This window comes from Trichocoleus sp. FACHB-90 (assembly GCF_014695505.1).
In the GTDB taxonomy this organism is placed as follows: domain Bacteria; phylum Cyanobacteriota; class Cyanobacteriia; order Cyanobacteriales; family FACHB-T130; genus Funiculus; species Funiculus sociatus.
Genome location: NZ_JACJOK010000009.1, coordinates 30,439 through 55,704 on the forward strand (window position 1 = coordinate 30,439; position 25,266 = coordinate 55,704).

Sequence of the window (25,266 nt, forward strand, 5' to 3'; positions counted from 1 at the left end):
TCCTCTCCAACTGGTATTTCTTAAATTGGCAATATTAGGTCTTAGTCGCGATCGCGTTTTACCCCTCGACAAGACTCATCGATTAAAGATGGAAGGCTACTAGCGTGGCTCTGTGGCTCTAATTTCGCTTCCTGCATACCTCCGGGAAGCATTTTGACAGCTTCCTCATTATTTCCATCCTGCGGCGCGATCGCTTTTTCGCTTTGCACAAGAGTATTATTTAGCTCAACATCAGGGTTGAAGTTAAGCCCTAAAGCTTCCACAATTCGATCCGGATCGTTGTTCAGATCGACAATTAAGGGCAGCATCTCGGTCAACCGTGGCTCCAAAATTGACAGCGTTGCCAAGATGAAACTGGAAGAAGGACGACGTTGCCCTTCACTGTTAACCCAAACTCCCAGTTGCACCAGCCACGGTCGATTTTCTTGGTAATAGTCCAGCCACTTGACTTTTATAGATTTACGCAGCAGCTCGATATTCATTGAATAATTGGACAGTTGGAAGGTTGACAAGTTGCAAGCTTGCTCGTCAGTCTCTATTTCTTCCTCATTCGTCATTTGTCCTTTGCCAATAACTAAATTGGAGACTTTTTGACCAATGTTTGATAACCAATGACAACAAACCTGCAACATTTAACCTACAACCTTCAAACCATCATTAGATCAAGTTCTTCGTCCTCAGTCTTCACATTGGGTTTTGTGGGATTGAGGTAGAAGTCAGACAGCAAGGAGAACAACTCCCGATCTGGAGCATCATTAGGTACAACGCCCTCTGGAAGCGCCAGAATTTGGTCAGCAATATTTAGGTAATATTCGCAGACGTAGTTAAGCGAGGGGTCAGTTTCTGCCATTTCAAACAGAGTTTTGCCCTTGACGCGGGAAACCCTGATGTCTTCAATTAGGGGCAATACTTCCAGCACTGGCATCGGAACTGCTGAAATGTATTTGTCGATCAAGTCGCGCTTGGATGTGCGGTTGCCAATCAACCCGGCCAGACGCAGGGGGTGCGTCCGAGCTTTTTCCCGTACTGAGGCGGCGATACGGTTGGCGGCAAATAAAGCATCAAAACCGTTGTCGGTAACAATCATGCAGTAGTCGGAATAGTTGAGGGGAGCCGCAAAGCCGCCACACACAACGTCACCCAACACGTCAAACAAAATCACATCGTACTCATCAAAGGCGTTCAATTCCTTGAGTAGCTTTACTGTCTCGCCGACGACGTAACCGCCGCAACCCGCACCAGCTGGGGGGCCGCCAGCTTCAACGCAGTCTACGCCGCCATAGCCTTTGTAGATGACATCTTCCGCCCACACGTCTTCATAGTGGTAGTCCTTTTCCTGAAGCGTGTCGATAATTGTGGGAATCAGGAAGCCTGTGAGGGTAAAGGTGCTGTCGTGCTTCGGATCGCAGCCAATTTGCAGGACTTTCTTGCCGCGCTTGGCTAGCGCCACGGAAATATTACAGCTGGTTGTGGATTTGCCGATTCCGCCTTTTCCGTATACTGACAGTTTCACGCGCTTAGTCTCCTATAGTTTCATTTCAAACCAGGATGGTTGTCTTCCCTGAAAGGCAGTACATAAATTTTGGGGCTGCCCTCTTGAAAGTCAACTGTAGATTAATTTTGTTTGAAGGTTATGAAGTGAATTATTGTTCAATTGCCCAAGAAAAGAAAGGGCTGCTTGGAATAGTTTACATAACTATAAGGATTATTCAGGCGCATGGGAATCTATGAAGCTTTATGAGATTTATAAAGGCTCATGAGAGTTATATTAGAGCTTTTTAAGCATTTTATGCACTTTATATTTGTAAATCGGTACAATAAACAAAAAAATTAGATGATCTAAAAGGTTTATAGCAAAGGCGGAAACTAAAGAAACCAGGCAATTGAGGAGTCGGTCGGCAAACAGCAGGGGCGATAAAGTCTTAAATAGCGGTGCTAAGTCGGATAGACTTCGACTAATCGGCTAAACTGGCTGAAGAATATGGCTTTTTAAGAGGAGCGGAGAGTCTGATGTAAGTGAATTCGGAATAAGCGTGAATACTTGTTAAGTTTTCAGCAGTAGTTTTAAATAGATCGGGTTTGGGTTCATCGTCAGGGAGAGGCTGAACCTAACGATAAGAAACTAGCCTTATATATATAGGACTCTTGGATGCGGGAGACGCATTTATATTTAGTAGCCCTGCGATCGCATTCTAGGTAAATCGACTAAAAATGAACACAGAAAGTGACATTCTCATCATCGGCGGCGGCGCGATCGCTTTGAGCATCGCCGTTGAACTTCGCGTGCGGGGTGCAACCGTCACCGTGCTGAGTCGCGACTTTAAATCAGCAGCTGCTCATGCTGCTGCTGGGATGCTGGCACCACAGGCAGAAGGTATCGCGCCTGGTGGGATGCTAGATTTGTGTATGCGATCGCGCTCTATGTATCCAGACTGGGCCAGCAAACTAGAACAACTCTCAGGCACATCCATCGGCTACTGGCCTAACGGCATCTTGGCACCAGTTTATGTTACTAGGGGCGTAAGCGATGCAGTGGGAAGCAAAGCATTGCCGCTAGAATCCTTTGCTAAAAGCGATGATGCCACAACGCTTCACCCGTCCACACAGTCCTCAGTCGTCAGCACTTGGCTAGACAAAGAAGCAATTCATCAAATTCAACCAGGATTAGGTGCCGAAGTTGTCGGTGGGTGGTGGTATCCCGAAGATGGTCAAGTAGACAATCGCGCATTAGCTCAAGCATTGTGGATAGCCGCACAGGAATTGGGCGTAACCCTCAAAGAAGGCGTTGCAGCTGAGGCGATACAGCAACAAAATCGGCGAGTAACTGGTGTCAGAACATCTGCGGGTGATTTTCGCGCCCAACACTATGTTTTAGCGACTGGCGCGTGGTCTAACGAATTGTTACCCCTACCAGTACATCCGAAAAAAGGGCAAATGCTATCCCTTTCATCCCCTCTGGTTGCTGGGGAATTACATCGGGTACTGTATGGTGAGGAAATCTACATCGTGCCGCGTCGGGATGGAAGAATTGTAATTGGAGCCACCAGCGAGGATGTAGGATTCACACCTCACAACACCCCGACAGGTATAAAAACTTTGCTGGAAAGGGCTATTCGGCTTTATCCTGCCTTAAAAGACTTTCCTATTCAAGAATTTTGGTGGGGTTTTCGACCAGCGACACCCGACGAGTTACCAATTCTCGGCGCTAGCTCTTGCGAGAATTTAACCCTCGCGACTGGTCACTACCGCAATGGTATTTTGTTGGCTCCTGTGACTGCTTCCCTTCTAGCAGACCTAATTTGGCAGCAAAAGTCTGACCCCTTGCTAGAGCATTTTCACTACTCCAGGTTCTACGCTGGATCTAGACTTGTTAATGCAACTCCAAAAATGCTTCAATTAAGCCGTCCTACTTCTTCTGAGCTGGATCAGTCCTCGGATCTCCCAGCCGACCCTTTAATCATCGCTGGTCGCACGTTCAAATCTCGCCTGATGACGGGAACGGGCAAGTATCGCAGCATAGAAGAAATGCAGCAAAGTGTTATTGCTAGCGGCTGCGAGATTGTGACTGTGGCGGTGCGTCGGGTGCAAACAAAGGCACCGGGACACGAAGGACTGGCGGAGGCGCTGGATTGGACGAAAATCTGGATGCTACCTAATACTGCTGGCTGTAAAACTGCTGAAGAGGCGATTCGGGTGGCGCGTCTGGGGCGGGAGATGGCAAAGTTGTTGGGACAGGAAGACAATAATTTTGTCAAGTTAGAGGTGATTCCTGACTTAAAGTATCTGCTACCTGACCCGATTGGCACTTTGGAAGCGGCGGAACAACTGGTTAAGGAAGGCTTTGCTGTGCTGCCTTACATCAATGCTGATCCGTTGCTGGCAAAGCGTTTGGAAGAGGTTGGCTGTGCAACAGTAATGCCTTTGGGTTCGCCGATTGGTTCCGGACAAGGGATTAAGAATGGGGCGAATATTCAAATTATCATTGAGAATGCTGGAATTCCGGTGGTGGTGGATGCGGGGCTGGCAACGCCCAGCGAGGCTTCTCAGGCTATGGAAATGGGGGCGGATGCGGTTTTGATCAATAGTGCGATCGCGGGGGCTAAAAACCCGGAGGCAATGGCTCGCGCCATGAGTTTAGGTGTCCAAGCAGGTCGTCTGGCTAATCTCGCTGGACGTATACCTGTGAAAGTCTACGCCAGTGCCAGTTCTCCCCTAAGTGGCACGATTAGTGACTAGGGATTGGGGATTGGGGATTGGGGGCTGGGGATTGGGGATTATTCTCTTCTGCTCTGCCCCTAACCTCTCAAATCTGACTTTGTTAAAAAATATTACGAAAGTTAGAAAGTTTATTCAACTTTTATTGTTACAATTGTTAAAACTTAAAAAGCCAAGGATATCATCTATGAAATACACAACTGAAGATGGCGGACGTTTGAACAATTTTGCAGTTGAGCCAAAGGTTTACAAAGCAGAACCACCAACAGAAGCCCAAAAGCGCAACTACCTCTTCCTGAGCATCGGCGCGATCGCTCTGCTTGGCGGCTTAATGTTCGTTGCTATTTCAGCATCCAACTTAGGCTGATCCCACGCCCAGACACCTTCAAGGAACGGGCAGGAAAGGCAAAAGTAGAAAGTAACTCCAAACAGAGAAAATAAGTTTCTTTGTTTTGCCTTTTACCTTAGATTGGGCGCGTGTTTAAAGCTGAATATTCTTCATAGCGTCTAGTGCATTCTGGTAATTCTCTGTCCTTCCTTGGGCGCGGAACATATCTGCGGCTTTCTGAAAATCTGCAACTGCTGCTTTGCTGTTTCCTAATCGTGAGTGAGTAATTGCCCGGTTATAGTAAGCATCAGCAAATTTCCCATCTAAAGCAAGAGTTTGAGTGTAATCTTCAAGTGCTTTCTGATTTTCAGATAGACGGTTATAAGCTAACCCTCTGTTGTAGTAAGCTCTAGCACTCTTGGGGTCAATGCGTAAGGCTTCGTTATAATCCTCAATTGCCGCTTTAGTATCGCCTAGGTCGTCGCGGGCATTGCCCCGGTTAATATAAACATTTGCATCTTTGGGATTGAGCCGAATCGCTTCTGTAGAATCTGCGATCGCTTCTTGATAGTTCTTTAGAAGATAGTGGGAATAAGCCCGGTTGCCGTAGGCGTTAGCATAATCCGGATTTATTCGCAAGGCTTCAGTGTAATCTTTTATTGCATCTTGATAAGCTCCCAGGATATGACGAGCATAACCCCGGTTGTAGTATGACTCTACATCGTTGGGAGCAAGACGGATAGATTCGTCAAAATCTGCGATCGCGCCTTTGAAGTCACCTGCATCTAGCTTGTCAACGCCCCGATTATAGAAATCGACAGCACTCATTTGAGTCTGGGCGATCTCATTGACATTCAGCAATTGGCTGGGAGGATTAGCACGGACAGCAGAGGGAAGCCCACCGATTACCGTAGAGATTAAGAGAATGGCGATATTTCTGCAAATGGACATAGCTTGATTTTCTCGCCCAACTGAAAAGAACTGAGTGTTGAATAGAAGTTTTGAGTCATTAATTAGTTCCTCGTTACTCCTGAATCAACATTCAGAACTATTTTAAGTTGCAGCTGGCTGAACTTCTTGATCTACCAACTGCCGAAACTGGATCACATCTTGCCGAGGATCGGAGTGGCTGACACTAACGGACAAGCGATCGCCCAATTTCACCGACTTGGTGAAACGCATTGCCAACTCTAAACCCAAATCCTCTAACAAAATTAATCCTAACCTGTCGTCTTCTCGCAGCCAGCGCAACATCAACGCCTGCCAAACCTGATCAGCGTGACGGCGCAGATACTCCAGACCCCAATAACGATTTGTCTGGCGTTCCACTAATCTTGCTTCTTGGGCAGCAGTGCCGATACCCACCATGACTTCTTGCAACTCTTGGGCTGAAAATGGCGTTGGTTCGCCGCGCAGGTGTGCCTTAAGCTGGAAGTGAGCCAGCAAATCGCTGTAGCGGCGAATTGGCGATGTCACCTGAGTGTAGGTTTCCAATCCCAAACCTGCGTGTCGTCCTGGCGTGGTACTCATTTCACTGCGAGGCATACACCCGCGCATGGCACAATACCGGACTGGGCCTGCTGGCAGTTGCAACAGTTCCTCTTCTGAGGGAAGTTCCGGTCGGGGTTGACTCCGGAAAGGCAGGGGAATATCGTGAGCCTTGGCGTACTTAGCTGCAACTTCCCCGGTGAGAATCATCATCTCTGCCACGAGTTGCCGTGCTGGGGAGTCTTCCAGAATGTCAATGGTGATTTCGTCACCATTTACTTTAATCATCGCCTCTGGCATATGGATGTTAATCGCCCCTTGAGACTGTCGCCATAACTGGCGCACTTTAGCCCACTTAGCGATCGCTGCTATCTCCGGTTCTCCCTGGATACCCAGTTGCAGCATCTCATCCACATCTTCATAAGTCAGGCGATAAGTCGGCTTGATTATACTCGCTTGGATGCCATATTCTTGTACTGCACCGACTTCATCCAAAATCACCCCAAACGAAAGCGCACTACAAATTTTTCCCTGAACCAAACTCATTGGCCCAGTTGCCAGTTCCGGCGGGAACATCGGAATCATCCCCGTCGGTAAATACACCGTAGTGGTGCGCCGTCTGGCTTCCAAATCTAATTCGTCGCCTGGAGAAACCAAACGCGAGGGGTCAGCGATGTGTATCCAAAGCTTTTGACGACCATCTTCGAGGTATTCAACACTCAAACCGTCGTCTATTTCTTTGGTACTTTCATCATCAATCGTGTAAACCTTCAAATGAGTCAGATCCAGTCGGTTGTCTTCCAGATCGCTCGGCGTTTCTTTAGCATATTGCTTCGCCACGTCTAACACCTTATCGGAAAAGTGAACTGGGATCTGACTGCGCCGCACATACAGGTTTTCGTGCGGACTCCACAATCCCAAATCTACCAGCAGTTGAAAAGCAGCTTGGGGAGTTCCGGGTCGTCCTAGATCGTTCATGGTTTCTAGGACGGGGGCTGGGGGGGGATAGGCGCGGTTCAGAGATTCTTGATTTAAGCCAGCACGAAGCATATCTGCTAGCACTGCGGCATACTTTTCTATTGCTTCCAGGCGTTGGCGATCGCGCCGCTCCCACTCCACCTGTTCGCCTGCGATCGCTTTCGTTAAGCGTGCCATAAATTCTTGCCGGGAGTTGCGCCGCTCTTTCTCGACTTCTACTTGATGCTTTAGGTCGGCTACTTGAGTTGCGCTCCGAGGCTCATAGCGATCGCCCTTTTGCTTGAAATACAGTTTATCTTCAGACAGCAAACAGTGAGCCGCGTACACCAGTGGCGGACTTTGGTCGGAAAACAGCACTGATGCCATTTCCATTGGAGTAACGGTCGTCCCATCCTCTACCAACAGTTCCCACGCTACTTCTATACTTGTTGGGTCTAGATAGCGCTGCACCTCTTGCAGGAAACTGGAAATCTGTGCAGGCTTATAGCTTTGACCTGCCACCTCATAGGTAATTTGTCGGGGATGGATGGTGTGGGATTGATTTTTGTCGTCTACCACAATCCAGTGCGTTTTCCCCTCTGGACGTTCTGTGACAGCAAGACGCCGCTCTCCATGCAGCCTAAACTCTATTAACGTTCCCTTCTCCACAAGTTTTTTGGCTTACCCTGTAACGTTCATCGGACAGCCTATCTTCGATTTTAGCGGCGTAGCGATTCTAGATTTTGTGGGGGCGAAGCAGTTTCTCCGCCTCCGATGATTTTAGATTCATTCAATCCAAAATCCAAAATCCTTCCATCCTAAATTTATTTACCCTTCGGCGTTGATAAAAGGTAACAAAGCTAGAATGCGAGCGCGTTTGATAGCCACAGTCAGGTCTCTTTGTTGCTTTGACGTTAGACCTGTAATGCGACGCGGCAGAATTTTACCCCGTTCGGTGATAAATTTCCGCAACAGTTCGACATCTTTGTAGTCAATTGGATCGTCAGGTTTAATCGGGGAAAGGCGGCGACGGAAGTAAGTCATCGGTAATTTTTATTTGTTAGTGGTCAGTTGAAATCAAGGATTGTTTTCTTCCGATTAGCCAAGGATTACTTGATTTCCTTGTGAATCGTGTGTGTGTTGCAGTGGGTGCAGAACTTCTTCAGTTCCAGTCTTGCCGTGGTGTTACGGCGGTTCTTCGTGGTTGTGTAGCGGGAAACACCTGGCGATCGCTTCGCTTGGTTTGTGCGACACTCGGTGCATTCCAACGTCACAATCAGTCGAACCCCCTTCTTACTTGCCATAATGCTATTTCTACAAGATCCAGAGTTTGAACAAATTTAACCACAAATTACTATTATTTCATACGATTCGTCACTTTAGCAACTATTTTTTTTAGTCGGATATCTAGTGAGAAACCTCGACGTGTCTGCACTATGCAGGTTCGCGCTACCCGGTCATGGAATGCTTGTTGCCACTCGGCATCAGCAACAGCCACCCCAAAATCGACTGCTAGGGGAGTAACCAACAGCAGCAAAGATAATCCGTTAGTTACGCCAATGCTCAGTCCAATCATAGCCAAAAGACTAGCAAGTCCCAGAATGCCTTCCCGCTTGCTTAGCTCAAAAAGTCCGGGTGTCTTGCGGAATTTGGGGTCGAGAACTTTCATATCCATTGCCCAACGTCCCAAACTCTGCCCTTTATTTTTGGCTGGCAGAAGCACCCGCAGACCCAACCATGCCACAATAAAAACTACTATCTGTGCGATCGGGACTAGGCCGGGAGTTTTTCCGCCGAAGGGCAAACTAATCAGCCAAATAGCCACAAAATCAATCGCGTAGGCAGCACACCGTCGCTCAATCGGAACTTTGGGTAATCGGCTGGTGGCTAGTTCGTTTGGCATGAAAAGAAGTGCTGACTGCTGAGAGGGGACAAAGCAAGCAGTTCATGCTGGCTATTTCTATATTAAGCTTTTGTCCGTTGTGCTTCCTAGACAACTAAATCCATTATGGCAATGCTGTCGGTTAAACAAGCAGAGACAATAATTTTCGATTTAGTGCAACCTCTGGATAGAGAGATGGATACTGAGGTTGTAGATTTATTAGCTGCTAATGGTCGAATTTTAGCGGCGGCGGTAACGAGCAAGTTGGATTTTCCCCACTGGGACAATTCGGCGATGGATGGGTATGCGGTGCGATATGCTGATGTCGCTGGTTGTAGCGCCGAACAGCCAGCTTTACTGGAAATTGTAGAGGAAATTCCGGCTGGATATCAACCACAGCGATCGCTCGAACCTGGACAAACTTCCCGAATTTTGACCGGGGCGATTATGCCTGACGGTGCTGATACAGTGGTAATGCAGGAAGTGACGCGGCGAGAGGAAAACCGAGTCTTTATTTTGGCTTCCCCAGAACCGCAAGCTTTTGTTCGTCGCCGCGCATCTTTTTACCAGGCGGGAACGCCCCTTTTAACAGCGGGAATAATTCTCAACGCTCCAGAAATCGCCATTTTAGCAGCTGCTCAATGTTCTGAGTTGCCAGTTTACCGCCGCCCCCGCGTGGCAATTCTGTCTACTGGTGACGAGTTGGTGACACCCGACCAACCCTTAAAACCCGGTCAAATTGTAGACTCAAATCAGTATGCCTTGGCTGCTTTGGTAGCGCAGAGTGGCGGAGAAGCGGTGATGCTGGGAATTGTACCGGATGAGCCAGAAGTTCTCAAGGATGCGATCGCGCAAGCTATCGCTAGTGCTGACATGGTACTATCTTCCGGCGGTGTCTCGGTGGGCGATTATGATTATGTGGATGAAATTCTCGCTCAACTGGGTGCAGAGATTCATCTTCGTGCAGTTGCAGTTAAACCTGGTAAACCGCTAACTGTCGCGACGTTTTCTAATAACCAACATCCGGTTTTGTACTTTGGTTTACCGGGAAATCCCGTGTCATCTTTGGTGAGTTTTTGGCGATTTGTGCAACCTGCCATCAAGAAACTTGCAGGTTTAGCCGCAGGATGGGAACCTGTATTTATGGAAGCGCGATCGCGTCACGATTTGCATTCAGACGGCAAGCGAGAAACCTACCTTTGGGGCAAACTATATTTAGTAAACGGTGTCTACGAATTCCAGAAAGCAGGTGGTAGCCACAGTTCCGGTAATTTAATTAACCTAGCTCAAACCAACGGTCTTGCAGTTCTAAGAGTAGGTCAAGCTTCCATCAAAGCTGGAGAACCAGTGCAAGTTTTACAAATTAACTAAACTGAACATTTTGTAACCTTATTTGAGCAGTCAGGAGGCGGTCGCCTCCAGCTTATTGCGAATAGTGCAAGATATCAGTTTACCAAAACCCTCGTTTCCCACTCGGTAGCACTGTTGCCCAATTCGTCTTCGCCTGCGCCAGCTGCTCCTCGGTAATTTTTGCCCCGGTGAGATTAGCACCGCACAGATTCGCCCCTCGGAGATTAGCATGGTTCAGATAAGCAAAGCTCAAATCTGCGCCGCGCAGGTCAGCTCCTTCCAAATTAGCAGTGCTAAAGTAAGCCCTGCCTAAATTTGCCTCCTTCAGAATTGCCCCAGTTAAACTTGCCCTACCAAAATCAGCATTAGACAGGTCAGCTCCCTGAAGGTTGGTTTTATTCAACTTTGCCTGATGAAAAATCGCTCCCGATAGATTGACCCGCTGAAGATTAAGCAAGCTCAAATCTTGCGAAGCAAAGTCTCTTCTACCTTTTGTGTAGTAATTTAGTACGCTAACTGCATCCAACTTCGCCGGAAGTTTCGCCTTAGAACCACCAGTAGCATCGCTGTTTTTCAGCGTAGTCGTATAACCATTACCAGGCAAAGCCCGACTATGAATACCGCCCCCCGTTTGCTGGTCATTCGCTTCTAACCTGGCTCGACGCGCTTTAATTGCCATAGCCAGACGTTCTGAGGTTGACGTACCAGCCGAAGGGGATGAGGAGTAAGTCGGAGAGCTTAAATCTCCGGTGTTGAAGCGGCCGCCTGGTTGTCGCTGCGGGGTAGCTTTACCTGTTGTCAAGCCTTGAGCCAAAGTGTCAAGATAAGGTTCAAGGTCAAGCGCTCTCAAGACTTCTTCGGAAGACTGATAGCGATGACGAACTGAAACCTCCAGCATTTTCTTGAGGACGTCGGTGAAATGAGGGCTGATATGAACGTGCTTTTGCCAGAGCATTTCGCCCGTTGTCGGATTGTAGTCTAAGTCTTTTGGCGATTTTCCGGTCAGCAGATAAATGCAGGTGACACCCAAAGCATACAAATCGCTGGCATAAACTGGGCGCATCGCCATCTGTTCTGGTGGCGCAAATCCAGGTGTGCCAATTGCGTAAGCTGTTAAAGCTGTTTGCTCAGAACTGCTTGCTGCCTGGTTGACTTGGTTTTTCACCGCTCCAAAGTCAATCAGAACCAGTTTGCGGTCTTGTTCGCGGCGAATCAAGTTAGCTGGTTTGATGTCTCGGTGAATTACCTGCTGGCTATGGATATATTGCATCACAGGCAGGATTTCGCTCAAGAATTGCTTGACCCCAGCTTCGCTCAAGGGGCCAGATCCTTTCACTTCCTGCTGTAGAGTTAAGCCGCTAATATACTCCTGTACCAGATAAAACTGCTGATTGTCTTCAAAGTAGTCCAATAGGCGAGGTACCTGGGGATGATTGCCAATCTTTCCCAGGGTTCGTGCCTCTCTTTCAAATAGCTCGCGTGCCATTTGTAAGACTTGGGCTACGGTAGTTGCTGGTCTCAGTTGCTTGATGACGCAACTTGGCTCACCAGGCAGAGACTCATCATGAGCTAAGAAGGTAGCTCCAAAACCTCCTTGCCCTAAGGCGTCCAGCACTCGATAGCGCTTTCTCAGCAGGAGCTTGGAACCACACGCCCGACAGATTTCGGCGTGTTTGATGTTTTGAGGACTAGGACAAGCGGGATTAAGGCAGTAGCTCATTCAGACTCACCGGGATGCTGCAACCGGATATTGCTACCCTAACTTAAATTATCCAGGCATTAAAGGACAATAAGAATGTTGATTATACGGACAATTCTTTAAAGAGTGCCTGAAGATGGTTTATCTTCCTATAAAGAATTTGCTAAGCGGGGGTAGCTGCAAATTTCAGGATGTTTTTCCATCATTGCAGAAGAGGAGGTATAAAAATGTAATCAAACTAACGGGCTAATAAAGGTTAGGGTGCATGGCAACAAGAACTGTTTCCATTTCTTTGATAGCACATCCGGAAGCACTCTTAGGTGAATGGTTTTACCCTTCAAACTTAATCAAGATAAGGGAATGAGGGTAGTTATAGGGTTGAGCGGTAAAATGATCGGGGTGAACTAGGTAAAAACATAGAGTAAATGCGTATCTCTCTCAACTGGCTGCGAGAATTAGTTGATTTGACGATGACCCCAACCCAGTTGGCGGACACGCTGACTATGGCTGGGTTCGAGGTGGAAGACATTGAAGACCGCCGGACTTGGGCGGATGGAGTGGTGGTGGGGAAAATTGTGGAGATTCAACCCCACCCGAATGCGGATAAGCTCCGGGTCTGTACTGTAGATGTGGGGGCAGCGTCTCCTTTGAATATCGTCTGCGGGGCATCGAATGCGCGGGCTGATATTTATGTGCCTGTGGCAACTGTGGGGACTTATCTGCCTGCTGTTGAGTTGAAGATTAAACCGGCAAAACTCCGCGGTGTGCCTTCTGCTGGGATGATCTGCTCTTTGGCGGAGTTGGGTTTGGCGAAGGAATCGGGTGGGATTCATATTTTTGAGCTGGAGAATCCGCAGTTGGGTAGCGATGCGCGATCGCTTCTCGGTTTAGATGATGTAATTTTAGACTTGACTTCTACGGCAAATCGTGCTGATGCTCTGAGTATGGTGGGCGTGGCGCGGGAGGTGGCGGCGCTGACTGGTGCGACTCTCCGACTACCAGACGTTGGCTCTGTATCTATCCCAGAGGGAAGTGCAGGTCTAAGTGTGCGAATTTCAGAGCGACAAGCTTGCCCCGCCTATATTGGGACGGTAATTGAAAAGGTAAAAATTGCGCCTTCTCCGGCGTGGTTGCAGCAGCGATTACAAGCGGCTGGGGTGCGCCCGATTAACAATGTGGTGGATGTTACTAACTACATTTTGCTGGAATGGGGTCAGCCGCTACACGCATTTGATCGCGATCGCTTACAACAGATTGCAGGGGGCGACACCCTGACTATTGGCGTGCGCTTTGCCAATGGCGGGGAATCCCTGAAAACGCTGGATGGACAAACTCGTACCTTGCAACCCCAAAATCTGCTGATTACTGCCAATGACAAGCCTGTGGCTTTGGCGGGGGTGATGGGCGGTGAGGAAACAGAAGTTTATCAGGGTACTGAGAATTTAGTTTTAGAAGCGGCTTTGTTTGACCCGGTAGCAATTCGACGATCTGCTCGCAACCAGAATTTAAGGACGGAAGCCTCTGGACGCTACGAACGGGGGGTGAATCAGGCAGAATTGGGGGTGGCTTGTCAGAGGGCGATCGCGCTTTTGACCCAGTTCGCTAGTGGCACTCCTGTGGCTCAGGAAGTTGCCGATACTCGTCCTGACCCTTCCGCTTGGATGCGTTCGATTGAGCTGCGTCTTGACCGGATAAACCAGGTTCTAGGGCCTGTAGAGTTGGGAGATGCTACTGGTGAAATTCAACCGGAAGATGTGCAGCGGATCTTGACTGCGCTGGGATGTGAACTAACGTTGGGGACTGGGGACAAGGGACTGGGGACTGGGGACTGGGGACAAGGGACTGGGGAAGGGAGACACGGGAGTCCCAATCCCCAATCCCCAATTCCCAATTCCCAATCCCCAATCCCTAATTCCCAATCCCCAATTCCCAATCCCCAATCCCCAGTCTGGATGGTAAAAGTACCACCCTATCGTTACCGAGATTTAGAGCGGGAAATTGACCTGATTGAAGAAATCGCCCGTCTTTACGGCTACGATAATTTCTGCGACACTCTGCCAGATAAAACTGAACCTGGGTATCTTTCCTCCGACCAAATGCTGACACGCAAGCTGAGGGAAGCTTTGCGGGGAGCAGGATTGACAGAAGTAATGCACTACTCTTACTCTGTGGCCAAGACAGAGGACGATCGAGACGTAGCGATCGCTAATCCTATGTTTGCAGAATACTCATCGCTGCGAACTGAGTTGGTATCTGCCTTGATTAATGCTTTCCAGTACAATTTGGAGCAAGGCAACGGTTCATTGAATGCCTTTGAGATCGGTCGGGTATTCTGGCGGGAAGAGGACGGACTAATAGAAGCTGACTCGGTGGCGGGAATTATTGGCGGCGACCCCACTCAAGGTACTTGGACGCGGGGAGGCGCATTACAACCGATGACTTGGTTTGAAGCCAAGGGAGTGCTGGAAAGTTTGTTTGCACGACTGGGAATGCCTGTAGAATATCAACCAGACCGACGCGATCCGCGCCTGCATCCGGGACGCACAGCTTCTTTATGGTTGCAGGGCGATCGCTTGGGTACGTTTGGGCAACTGCATCCCCAGATGAGGCAACAGCGGGGTTTGCCAGATGCTGTCTACGTTTTTGAGATGGATTTGGATGTGGTCTTAGACTACTTGGATCGGGATGAAAACCTGATACCTGTGTTCAAACCTTTCTCGACTTTCCCTGGTGCTAACCGGGATTTGGCTTTGTTCGCCGCGACTAAAATTTCTGTAGCGGAAATTAAACGAGCGATCGCGTCTGCTGGCGGTGCTTTACTCGAATCGGTGGAATTGTTTGATGAATATCGCGGTCAAAATGTCCCAGAGGGACAGCGAAGTTTGGCGTTTCGGTTAGTTTACCGCGCCAGCGATCGCACTCTCACCGATGAAGATGTCGAACCAGTACATCAAAAAATCCGAGAAGCACTCGTCGATAAATTTAGTGTCAGTCTGAGAAGTTAAGTTTTGCTAATGGCTAATTCTTTATATTAGCCATTAGCAATTAACAATTAGCAATTAGCTATTAGCAATTAGCCATGACTAAATATGTGATGTGGGGAAGTTATTGCGAGGATGTTTTAGAGAAGCGATCGCCTTATCGCCAAGCACATCTAGACGGTCTTGCAGTCCAAAAAGAATCCGGTGTTTTAATTACCATTGGCCCTACTAAGGATCTCACCAAAGTCTTTGGTATCTACGAAGCCGAAGACGAAGCCACCGTCCGCCAGTTAATCGAAGCCGATCCTTACTGGCAAAACGGCATTTGGACAGAATACGATGTCCGCGAATGGATTCAAGCTTTTTAAATACAGGATTTACGCAGTTAATTAGTGAATCCCTGATTCTGTTGTAGGGGCATGGCATTGCCCCTACAGCGTCAACTTAAACCCTGGCGACTGGAAGTCTCGGCTAAACAAACGAAGATCCGCCTACCCTTCGGGAACGCTAAAGCGATCGCGGACTGACGAAATATCAAGGTTCTTTTAACCCGCGCAGGCGGGTTTTGTTTGTGTAGCTGCGGTTTCAACCGCCAAGCTAACTTTTTTCAAAAAAATTTTATTTAAAAGCTGCAATATTTTGGGCAATTGATGTTAGTTCACCCAAATACACAATTATTTCCAAAACTAAATCCTATTACCATAGCTTTACCATTTCTAAACACTGCCTTAAGGCAGATATACAAAAAAGGACACAACTCGTTAAATTTAAAAAACGTCTATCGAAAGGCTAGACTCTTACTCTTACAGTACCACTAAAATTTATGGTATCAACTCCTCCATCTCAAGCTTCATCAAGTCAATATGAAGTTACCGATCCAACAGCAGAAGTTGAAGTTATAGTCTCCGAAACTAAACCAGACAGCGAAATAGATTTAGAATTTCTTTATACCAGAGATATTGAATTTCGCCAAGAAACCATTTATTTCATCGTTGTAGACCGCTTTTATGACGGCGATCCTGACAACAGCGAAGGCCCAAACCCTGAACTTTTCGACCCAGAAGCAAAGGATTGGGGAAAATATTGGGGTGGAGATTTACAGGGAATTATTGATAAACTCGATTATTTAAAAGATATGGGAGTTACAGCACTTTGGCTGACTCCCTTATTCGAGCAAGTTGAAGCATTATTTGTTGAACAAGCCGCAATTCATGGCTACTGGACAAAAGATTTTAAACGCATCAACCCTCGCTTTATTGGCAAAGATGAAGAACCTTCACTCAACAAAACCCAAGAAACCAGAAATACAACTTTTGATAAATTAGTTACTGAATTACACGTCCGAAAAATGAAACTGGTGCTGGATATTGTCTGTAACCACAGCAACCCAGATTTCAGCGGTAAGAAGGGTGAACTCTACGACGATGGAGTGAAAATTGCTGATTTTAATGATGATAAAAATGGGTGGTATCATCACTATGGTGAAGTAAAAAACTGGGAAGATGAGTGGCAAGTTCAAAACTGCGAACTATCTGGTTTAGCCACCTTCAACGAAAATAATGTCGAGTACCGAAACTACATTAAATCAGCAATTAAACAATGGCTAGACCGGGGAGTTGATGCTTTGCGGGTGGATACCGTTAAGCATATGCCTATCTGGTTTTGGCAAGAATTTAACGCTGATATTGTAACCCACAAGCCGGATGTTTTCATTTTTGGCGAGTGGATTTTTAGCGACCCTCGAAGTGAGCTTTCGGTGGAATTTGCCAATGAGTCTGGGATGACAATTCTAGACTTTGGTCTTTGTTTAGCAATTCGAGCAGCTTTGGCGCAAGGCGCTGAAGGTGGATTTCACCTGATGCAGGATGTTCTAGATTTGGATCATCGCTATTACGGGGCGACTGAGTTGATTACATTTATTGATAATCACGATATGCCCCGGTTCCAGTCTTTGAATCCCAATCCAGAGATGCTCAGGGTAGCGATCGCTTTCATTATGACCTCTCGCGGCATTCCCTGCATCTACTACGGCACAGAACAGTATCTCCACGACGATACAAACGGCGGTAATGACCCCTACAATCGCCCCATGATGACTCAGTGGGATACCAATTCACCCCTTTATCGAGATATCCGGTTACTATCAGGTTTGCGACGACTGAATCCGGCGGTATCTATGGGAAGTCAGTGGCAAAAATATCTGACACCTGATGTTTATTGTTACGTTCGTCGTTACCGAGATTCTATACTTTTTGTGGCGATGAATCGTGGTGAGGCTGTTAAGCTGGAATCAGTTGATACAGAGTTACCAGAAGGAGAACATACCGATATTTTGTCGCGGCGCAAATTTGAAGTTAAAGACGGAGAGTTACAAAACTTAGAACTAGAAGCACAGGATGTAATTGTCATCAGTCACGTTGGGGAACGCATCAAAGGGCAAACCATTGTGCGCGTACAACTCAATGCTGTAGAAACACAGCCTGGAGAAACTGTTGTGGTCATGGGAGATTGTCCGGAGTTAGGTAATTGGGATATATCCAAAGCTTACCCCCTGGAATATATCAACACTAACACTTGGTTTGGGGAAATTCCCTTTAACGAAAGTGCTGGAAAATTGATTACTTATAAATACGCGCTGTGGCGTGAAGGTCAGTCACCATTACGCGAAAATAACGTCGGTCGTCGTTGGGTTATTGCCAATGAAGGGACGGTAAAATGGCGCGATAAATGGGCGACAGGACGCGAGTCTTAAAAAGGCAAAGAGTAAGAGGTAAAAGGGTAAAAAAACAGACAAAGGTACATTTGCTACCTAGAACGATTACCTTACCATCCCTTTTCTGGTTTTCAGGCTGTGGTTTGGGAACGCATGAATAAAGCTCTGTCTCTCGTTTCCAATCCAAACAGATTTCAGCTCAAGAGGAGGCTGGAGCCTCCTCTTCCATTCCCAGCACTGGGAATGAAAGAGAAAGTAGAATAAAACCCGATTCCCTCAGCCTTAGCATCAACGCTTAACAGCTTTGCCGATATAGCATACAGAAGTGTCATCGTTAATCTGGATGTTAAATAACTCTGTCGTGTCGCCATTTTTGCGATTATTTAAACCTTTAAGTACCATATCTCTAAGCGTTTTAAAATTAGTGCCATCAGTCAGATCAAATCCTTTAATTTCAAGATTTTTGAAACCAGTTGTTTCCATTAAATCAATCAATTCATCGGGTTTAATAAATTTATTCCAGTCGTGAAGCCCTCGCGGTATCTGCTTTAAAATATCCTCCAAAAGCCAAATCATTATCACTTTTGACTTAAAAGTTCTATTAATTGTATCAAATAAAAACATTCCGTTTTTCTTTAATACTCTGTAAGCTTCTGAGATAACTTTTTCCAAATCGGCGATATGCTCTAAAACATCAAAACACACAACGGCATCAAATGTATTTTCCTCATAAGGGAGGTCTTCAGCAGTTCCCCATTTATAGTCAATTAGTAGGTCGCTCTTCTGGGCGTGTTCTTGTGCTGCTTTAATTGAAGTGAAAGATAAATCTATACCAGATACATTAGCTCCTCGCTTGGCTAGAAATTCGCAGGCTAATCCACCTCCGCAACCCACATCTAAAACTTTGAGCCCTTTCCAATTAGGGACATAGCTATTAAAAAATTCAAACCTAGATTTGTTTAAATGGTCAGGCAGATATAATACCTCATCTTCCTTCCACCATTTATCAGCATTCAAGTTATAGTATTCCAAATCATTTTTTATCATGGTCTATCCCCTGTTCAAACTCAATTTCTCAATGTACAGCTCTAACCACGGTTAGCTGTAGATTGTTAATTGTTATGCTGATGAAAACGCGATCGCAAAGCGTTGCGTTTCCAGCACTGCCCTAACAAACACTTTGTTTATATAATTTCAAGTTAGCTACTAATGTTGGTGGCTTGCTTGTACCTGAAGAGTTGATTTATTGTTAAATCAGTCGGTTACAAGTTATACACGCTGCTGGTATTTGGTTTGTAAAGATAAAGACATAGCCAGTGAAGGCAGGGTTGGCTAATGCAGAATAAGTATTTTTTCTTAGTAATAACTACCCTTTATAAAATTTTTTAGCTTCTTTACCTAACAGGCAGAAGCTTTTCTTTATCTTCGGAAACTCCCTTCAGGCACCTTTCTTAAAAAGGCAAACAAAAAACAACGCAGAGAAATATTTAACTCTGCGTCCCTTTGCGTACCGAGAGCGTTTTAATCCAAAATGGCTAATAGTTCCAGAAAAACTGCATTTGTCCAACCAAAACCAATTTCATTGGAACTGTAGCCGAAGTGGATTTCATCAGAAACATCGGCTGAACAGTTATAAACGTCATATTTCTCTAGGAGTGTTCCAGTTCTTTCAAACTCTTGAACTAACAAAGATATAAAGTTTCGTGCTAAACGTTTAGCATCTTCTTCGTAACCATATCTTAGCAATCCTTGAACTGCAATTAATTGTAATGGTGCCCAACCAAAAGGAGCATCCCATTGACTTCCGGTAACGCGGGTGCTGGTGAGTAATCCTCCGGGGGCCTCAAAGTCGGGCAAATTTTCTACAACTCTTTTTGCTTGTTCTTCGGATGCGATACCTGCCCACAAAGGATAAAATGTTGTGGCAAATTCATAGTTGCGACGTTTGCCAGTGTGAAAGTTGTAATCAAAGTAAAGTCCGGCTTCTTCATCCCAGAGAAATTTGTCAATTAATTGGCGGCGGGATGCAGCGCGATCGCGCCATTGATGGGCAACTTCTTTGTGTCCTAAAATATCGTTAATTTCTGCTGTATCTTCCTCCATTTTGTAAATCAAAACGTTCAGGCAAACGGGAGCATAATGAATAATATCTACATTGAAAGGGCCAAAACGATAAGATGGATCGAAGCCAGATTCTCTCATTGTCCTGTCGCCTTTGTAGAATAAATCAGTTAAGCGATCGCTCTCTCGGTCGTAATACCAACTAACATCATAAGCTTCGACTTCAAATTTACGATAATATTCTCGTACCCGGTCGTAATGAGTTCTTCCCTCCTCATCCCGTTCGGAAATAAGCACTTCTGGGGCTGGCCCTTCACCTAAAGCAAAATAGCGAGAAAGTCCTGTCGCCTGATTCAAGTGTGGTGGCAAAGTCCAGTAGTAATAAAAACTTTCTGTTGCTGACAATACAGATTGCAGCCACTCCTTATCCTGAGTGTGCTGATAGAGTGCCAGAATCATTGGTGTTAATACAGGTGGTTGCGATCGCGTCAGCATATACGTCCGATTTGCATTTAAAATCGTCCCGTAATGCACAATTTCATATATCAACTGTTCCACCAAACTTTTAGCTAATTTTAGTTCTCCATCCCGTAGCAATCCTAATTGGATGAAATAGCTATCCCAGCCGTACATTTCATTAAAACGACCGCCAGGAACTACATATTCATGAGGTAAATAGAGCAGCCCATGTTCTTCAATTTGCTCAACTTCGGCTGGTAAAGTTCTAATTTCGATTTGATTAAATTCTTCCTGACTGAGGACTTTTCGTAGAGATTCTTCTATTTGCGATCGCTCTTCTTTTGGCGATATATATATAGGCCACTTTTTCCCTGGAAAATGGTCAATTTTCGGATCGCGGGCAGCATCTAAAATATGCTCGTGAGAACGAGATAGTGTCTTCCAAGTTTCCTTGATATAGGCTCTCACTGCCTTGATTTTTTCTGGAGATAGAAAGGCTTCTTTTTGAGTTAAATCTTGACTATTCACGGTTTATCCTTAGCTTTTAATATTTTCTTGTAGCGTGGGTATTCTGTCCGCCTTTCGGCGCAAATCTACTCACTTCCGAGCTAGTACAAAGAAAGTTTTAATATCATTCCATATTCCTTGGTCTGTTACTAACACCTCAACTTCTGCCATGTATTCCGCCTCAAATTGTTTTAATTTTTCAGGTTCCAGCTGCAATACCGGATTACCGCCAGGAGTCTTCCAGTTTTCTTTCCATGCGTTTTCCACATGACTGCGATTAAGATAGCCACCAAACTGCTCAATTTTGACTTCAATATCTACAAATCCTGCCTCTTGTAACATTTTATGACACTTACCAGGGCTACCAAGCGGTTCTTTCACATCTGAAATAAAAATGCCATATTTTTGAGCTATTTTTTTAATCAGTGCATATGTAGTAAAGGATGTGTCAGAAAAAGTTGAAAATACTACTACCCCACCTTCTTTTAGAAAACGATGCCACAAGCGCAAAACACCAGGTATGTCAGTAAACCATACTATCGCTGAAGAACATAATATCGCATCAAAGCTATTATTACTGAAGTCTAACTTGTCGGCATCTGCTTCAATAAGTTCTATATTCTGCAAACCTTCGGCATCAATTTTTTGTTGCGCTTGACTGAGCATTCCTGTGGAAATATCCACCCCAATTACTTTGCCTTCAGAAGCAACGATTTTTGCAGCAGGGATGGCAACTAAACCAGTACCAGTTGCCACATCCAGTATGTTTTGCCCCCTGTGTAGCTGGGAAATTTCAAGCAGTCGATTAGCAAGACGAGGGTGAAAATCACTTTCTTTATCGTAGTTTGTTCTCCCATTGAAGAAAGCAGCCAATTGCTGTTTGAAATTGCCTTTTCCCGCCTGATTGAGCATTTAATATATTCTCCTCAATTTGGTTGAGAAACTGTTTTCTTTCCTACTCAGTTGTTGTGTGGCTAATAAGTAAAGCCACAGGAAAATATTTCTAGGTTTCCCCAATTAACAACGTAGCATTAGCTCTGAGTGATTTGGATGCTCGCATCATCTAAAGGGTGGTTAAATGCTCCTAATCAAAGGCTGTAGGCAAATCTGGATGTCGAGAATACTCGAAGACTTTGGCTATCTGAGTAGGTGTAACGCGACTGAGAGATAACTCTGGAATTTCGTTTTCAGCAAAGAATGCCACTTCACTTGTCTCTATACTCGATGATGGAGAGCCGCTCAATAGCTCGCACTGAAAAAAGAGTTTGTAAACATACTCTGGAATGGGTGGATGTGGGTGTCTGTTTCTGTCATAGACAGCCAATAATTTGACAGCACGAGTATGAAATCCAGATTCTTCATACACTTCTTTTTCAATACACTCACTGGGACTTTCGCCCACATCAGCCCATCCACCAGGTAGCGTCCAACCACCATCCGAGCGTTCTTTAACCAACAAGAGAGTATTATCGCGAAATACGGCTCCTCGTACATCAACTTTAGGAGTGGCATATCCTACTTCACCTGCAAAAAGATTGAGGACATATTGTGGATTTCCCTCTGAATAAGTAGCAACTATCTCAGCAGCAATCTCGCGGGTTAACTTGTACCGCTCAATGTCAAAAGGGTTTGTAGTGTATTTCAGACCCGTTTGAGCGATCGCTTGTAGTTTCTTTGCCCATTCAAGCCACTTCAGATCCACAATATTTTTCCTTTTTGTTGTTTTACGATTGCTTTAGCTAAAAAGTAAAGCCACAGGGAAGTATTTCAAGGCTTCACTAATTAACAACGTATTATTAGCTTTGATTGATTGCGATGCGATCGCATCTTTCCATTCAGACGGCATTCCTTGCGCCAACTCAATCCGAGTATCATCCCATTGTTTGCCAAGCGGATATTCTCCTTGCTTGATAACGCTTGTCAGGAATCGTGGCGCAATAGTAATTGCCACACTATTTTCATACTTTCTCGCAAAAGCAACAATACAATCTTTAAACTTTCCAAATACCTCTAGAGGCAAATAATCCCCTTCTTTGAAGAGTTCAAAATTTTCTTTTCTCGCCTCTAGGATTCTAGCGGTCAAGAAAAGCTTAACCCTGCCATCTTCCTTATTTGCCAACAAATCCTCAATCAACTTCAAGATATCTGTCTGCGCTTTTTCTTTGATGTCTTTCAAAAACCCTAACCGTCGCTCAAAATCAACCGGACGACGGTTATCAGGGTCTACCAAACTCAGCTCCCATAATTCCGTCCCCTGGTAAAAATCAGGTACGCCAGAAGCCGTTACTTTTAGGAGTGTTTGTGACAGTGAATTGAATATTCCATAATAAGATATCAACTTTTGAAAAGGCAGAAATTCCTGCAAAAATTGGTTATCTTCCGACGGCTTCATCACCTCTTCAATAAAAGCAACAAAACCATTTTCATAATCGGTGTCTGGTCTAAGCCAAGCTGTATGCACCTTAGCTTCTCTGACAGCCTTAATCGCATACTCTTTCACTCGATCCACAAATTCTGGCAGTTCGCTCTCCTCAAATGGGAAAGCTCCAACAAGCGTCTGGTAAAACAAGTATTCATCATTCTTCTCAGGAACAGTCCGACTATCCAATTTACGCTTTTTAGAGGCGTTAATCTCGCTCCAAGTTTTTACCTGTTTTTCCCACACTTCGGGAATTTCTGAAATCACATTAATTCGCGTTCTGACATCTTCACCGCGTTTTGTGTCGTGAGTTGCGGTAGCATTCATTTTATAAGGCCAGCGTTCTTGCTGCCTTTTATTAAACTCGTGAAAGTCTGCAACTGTAATCCCAAATTGGCTAGGATCGCCGCCTACTTCATTAAGCGATATCAAGCGGTTATACACATATAAAAGTGTATCCTCAATTCCTTTCGCCATCAGCGGCCCAGTCAACTGCTGAAGCCGCATTACAAAGTGACGCTGTAACTCTTTTTGTTCTGGGGTTACAAACTCTTCATCTTCCAGAAGAAGTAACTTTTCGATGTAGTTCAGTTCCTTCAAAAGCAACGGGACTTGCTCTTTTGCTTTGGCGATAACTTCCTTGACGTAGAAGCGATCGCTTTCTCTCAAACCCTCTTGATTGATATAAGTTCGATACACTGGGAAGAGTGTTAGCACCTCCGTCAAAGCTCTTTGTAGACCGTGCTGGGTAAAATCACTCCCTACTCTGGAATGACCCGATACTCTTTTCAAGAGGTAGGCTAAATTATCTACATCTCCCGCCATATTTCTCTCTACAATCAGCTTCTTTTTATCCCGAAAAAGCTGCTCATAGGGAGCTTCAAAACCCGTCAATCTGGAATAAATTTCTTTTAGCTGCTGTTCGCTTTCAGTTTTACAGAAAATACCGTTAACGTAGTTTAAGAAATCATAGCCACTGGTTCCCTCAATCGGCCAGTAATTAGGCAAATCTTCTTTATGTTCCAGAATTTTTTCCACGGTGATGTAAACATCTCCGGTTTTGTCTCTGAGTCTTTGCAGATACTCGGTTGGATCGTAGAGTCCGTCTATGTGGTCAATTCTGAGTCCGGTTATCTTTCCTGATTCAATTAATTGACCGATTAAAGTATGAGTTTTATGGAAAACTTTTAGTTCTTCAACCTTGACAGAAATCAACTCATTAACAGTAAAAAATCTTCTGTAGTTAAGTTCTTCCGCTCCTACTTTCCAGAAAGAAAGACGATAAAACTGTTCTGAAAGTAAACTATCTAAAGGATTAAAACTTTCAGGCTTACCCTTTTCTCCATTAAAAAACTCTATGTTGCTGTCAATAAATTCTTTGACTTCCGGATTTTGCGTATAAAGTTCCCAAAGCAGTCCTTTAACAAAAGCTATCTGGTCGTATCTTTCTTTCCCTCTTGGTTCCTCAGAAGGATTTTTAAGCAGATAAAGAATACCAAGTAGCTTTACGAAATCTGGATGATACCTTCCCAACGCTTTAGTTAATTTACCCAAATTAAGAGTGACAAACTTAGCATAAGATTCTATTTTTACGGGTAGTCTCAGGCTATAGTAATTAACGCTTAGTCCAGAGTGATCATACTTTAGTTGAATTTCGCCATTTTCCAAGCAATCTCCATAATAATTTCCTAGTAGAGGCGTAAGCACTCTTCCTCTGATAGCTTCATAAGGGTGATTCCATTCAATGTCGAAGTAGTCGAAAGATTCGGAATTAGAACCATTTTCCATCACGTCCATTAACAACTGGTTTTGGCTATCATAAGCCATATGATTAGGCACAATATCTTGCACCCATCCCATATCGTAATGCTGTACTTCATTCACCAGCGCTTCAAAGTTTTCTTGTGTTCCTAGTTCAGGATTTATTTGGTTAGGATCAACGACATCATAGCCGTGAGTGCTGCCTTGTCTGGCTTTAAAAATAGGCGAAGCATAAAGATCAGAAATTCCTAATTCAGCCAGATAAGCAATAATTTTTTTTGCTTCTTCAAATTTGAAACCAGAATTGAATTGAAGTCTATATGTTGCTGTTGGAATCCGCATGATTTAGTTTTTACTCCTAAATAACCTGTTCGATTAATCCTCGTTACCAGGCTCAGCCTAGTAACGAGAACGGTAGAGACTCTGCCTCCCAACTGCATTCCCAG

At 45.3% G+C, this 25,266-nt stretch carries 19 protein-coding genes; 6 read left to right on the forward strand and 13 right to left on the reverse strand.

Annotation, left to right across the window (positions count from 1 at the left end):
• Positions 1-41: 41 nt before the first annotated feature.
• Both H6F74_RS01985 and bchL read right to left on the reverse strand, forming a co-directional pair.
• On the reverse strand, positions 42-557 hold the full coding sequence (locus H6F74_RS01985; protein ID WP_242019656.1) for a DUF5331 domain-containing protein: 516 nt from the start codon (positions 555-557) through the stop codon (positions 42-44).
• 89 nt (positions 558-646) lie between these two features.
• On the reverse strand, positions 647-1,513 hold the full coding sequence (gene bchL / locus H6F74_RS01990; protein ID WP_190417874.1) for a ferredoxin:protochlorophyllide reductase (ATP-dependent) iron-sulfur ATP-binding protein: 867 nt from the start codon (positions 1,511-1,513) through the stop codon (positions 647-649).
• A 698-nt stretch (positions 1,514-2,211) separates the two neighbouring features.
• Here bchL and thiO point away from each other — a divergent pair.
• Together thiO and H6F74_RS02000 are read left to right on the forward strand one after the other, a co-directional pair.
• Positions 2,212-4,236 (forward strand): glycine oxidase ThiO, encoded by a 2,025-nt coding sequence (thiO, locus tag H6F74_RS30845; protein WP_190435502.1) that lies wholly within the window; start codon positions 2,212-2,214, stop codon positions 4,234-4,236.
• 166 nt (positions 4,237-4,402) lie between these two features.
• Entirely contained in the window at positions 4,403-4,582 is a 180-nt protein-coding gene (locus H6F74_RS02000) for a ssl1498 family light-harvesting-like protein (protein ID WP_190435505.1), read from the forward strand.
• Between the two features lie 114 nt (positions 4,583-4,696).
• On the opposite strand, the gene H6F74_RS02005 is transcribed toward H6F74_RS02000, so the two are convergent.
• The 5 genes from H6F74_RS02005 to H6F74_RS02025 all read right to left on the reverse strand — a co-directional run bounded on the left by H6F74_RS02005 (position 4,697) and on the right by H6F74_RS02025 (position 8,891).
• Entirely contained in the window at positions 4,697-5,494 is a 798-nt protein-coding gene (locus tag H6F74_RS02005) for a tetratricopeptide repeat protein (protein WP_190435508.1), read from the reverse strand.
• A 102-nt stretch (positions 5,495-5,596) separates the two neighbouring features.
• Positions 5,597-7,657 (reverse strand): RNB domain-containing ribonuclease, encoded by a 2,061-nt coding sequence (locus tag H6F74_RS02010; protein ID WP_190435513.1) that lies wholly within the window; start codon positions 7,655-7,657, stop codon positions 5,597-5,599.
• 159 nt (positions 7,658-7,816) lie between these two features.
• Complete coding sequence (gene rpsR / locus H6F74_RS02015) at positions 7,817-8,032, reverse strand: 30S ribosomal protein S18 (protein ID WP_190417864.1); 216 nt, start codon at positions 8,030-8,032, stop codon at positions 7,817-7,819.
• A gap of 65 nt (positions 8,033-8,097) precedes the next feature.
• On the reverse strand, positions 8,098-8,292 hold the full coding sequence (rpmG, locus tag H6F74_RS02020) for a 50S ribosomal protein L33 (protein WP_190435516.1): 195 nt from the start codon (positions 8,290-8,292) through the stop codon (positions 8,098-8,100).
• 53 nt (positions 8,293-8,345) lie between these two features.
• Positions 8,346-8,891 carry an RDD family protein gene (locus H6F74_RS02025; RefSeq protein ID WP_190435519.1) on the reverse strand — a complete coding sequence of 182 codons (546 nt, stop codon included), beginning with the start codon at positions 8,889-8,891 and terminating at the stop codon, positions 8,346-8,348.
• A 111-nt stretch (positions 8,892-9,002) separates the two neighbouring features.
• On the opposite strand from H6F74_RS02025, the gene glp reads away from it, so the two are divergent.
• On the forward strand, positions 9,003-10,241 hold the full coding sequence (gene glp / locus H6F74_RS02030) for a gephyrin-like molybdotransferase Glp (protein WP_190435706.1): 1,239 nt from the start codon (positions 9,003-9,005) through the stop codon (positions 10,239-10,241).
• Between the two features lie 79 nt (positions 10,242-10,320).
• On the opposite strand, the gene H6F74_RS02035 is transcribed toward glp, so the two are convergent.
• Entirely contained in the window at positions 10,321-11,940 is a 1,620-nt protein-coding gene (locus H6F74_RS02035; protein ID WP_190435522.1) for a serine/threonine-protein kinase, read from the reverse strand.
• A 404-nt stretch (positions 11,941-12,344) separates the two neighbouring features.
• Between H6F74_RS02035 and pheT the strand changes: the two genes are divergently transcribed.
• The 3 genes from pheT (at position 12,345) to H6F74_RS02050 (ending at position 17,652) form a co-directional block, all read left to right on the forward strand.
• The gene (pheT, locus tag H6F74_RS02040; protein WP_190435525.1) at positions 12,345-14,924 is read left to right on the forward strand and encodes a phenylalanine--tRNA ligase subunit beta; all 2,580 of its coding nucleotides are present in this window, start codon (positions 12,345-12,347) and stop codon (positions 14,922-14,924) included.
• A 74-nt stretch (positions 14,925-14,998) separates the two neighbouring features.
• Positions 14,999-15,268 (forward strand): YciI family protein, encoded by a 270-nt coding sequence (locus H6F74_RS02045; protein ID WP_190435530.1) that lies wholly within the window; start codon positions 14,999-15,001, stop codon positions 15,266-15,268.
• 455 nt (positions 15,269-15,723) lie between these two features.
• Positions 15,724-17,652, forward strand: a complete 1,929-nt coding sequence (locus tag H6F74_RS02050) for an alpha-amylase family glycosyl hydrolase (RefSeq protein WP_190435533.1) — start codon at positions 15,724-15,726, stop codon at positions 17,650-17,652.
• A gap of 249 nt (positions 17,653-17,901) precedes the next feature.
• Here H6F74_RS02050 and ubiG read toward each other — a convergent pair whose 3' ends face one another.
• The 5 genes from ubiG to treY form a co-directional block, all read right to left on the reverse strand.
• Entirely contained in the window at positions 17,902-18,660 is a 759-nt protein-coding gene (ubiG, locus tag H6F74_RS02055; protein ID WP_190435536.1) for a bifunctional 2-polyprenyl-6-hydroxyphenol methylase/3-demethylubiquinol 3-O-methyltransferase UbiG, read from the reverse strand.
• A gap of 474 nt (positions 18,661-19,134) precedes the next feature.
• A complete protein-coding gene (locus tag H6F74_RS02060; RefSeq protein ID WP_190435539.1) occupies positions 19,135-20,661 on the reverse strand; it encodes a trehalase family glycosidase in 1,527 nt (508 codons plus the stop codon).
• Between the two features lie 69 nt (positions 20,662-20,730).
• Positions 20,731-21,552, reverse strand: coding sequence for a class I SAM-dependent methyltransferase (locus H6F74_RS02065; RefSeq protein WP_190435542.1), 822 nt, complete (start codon positions 21,550-21,552; stop codon positions 20,731-20,733).
• A gap of 172 nt (positions 21,553-21,724) precedes the next feature.
• Positions 21,725-22,342: an NUDIX hydrolase N-terminal domain-containing protein gene (locus tag H6F74_RS02070; protein WP_190435545.1), complete on the reverse strand. Its 618-nt coding sequence runs from the start codon at positions 22,340-22,342 to the stop codon at positions 21,725-21,727.
• Positions 22,343-22,375: 33 nt separating this feature from the next.
• Positions 22,376-25,162 carry a malto-oligosyltrehalose synthase gene (gene treY / locus H6F74_RS02075; protein ID WP_190435548.1) on the reverse strand — a complete coding sequence of 929 codons (2,787 nt, stop codon included), beginning with the start codon at positions 25,160-25,162 and terminating at the stop codon, positions 22,376-22,378.
• Between the last annotated feature and the right edge of the window lie 104 nt (positions 25,163-25,266).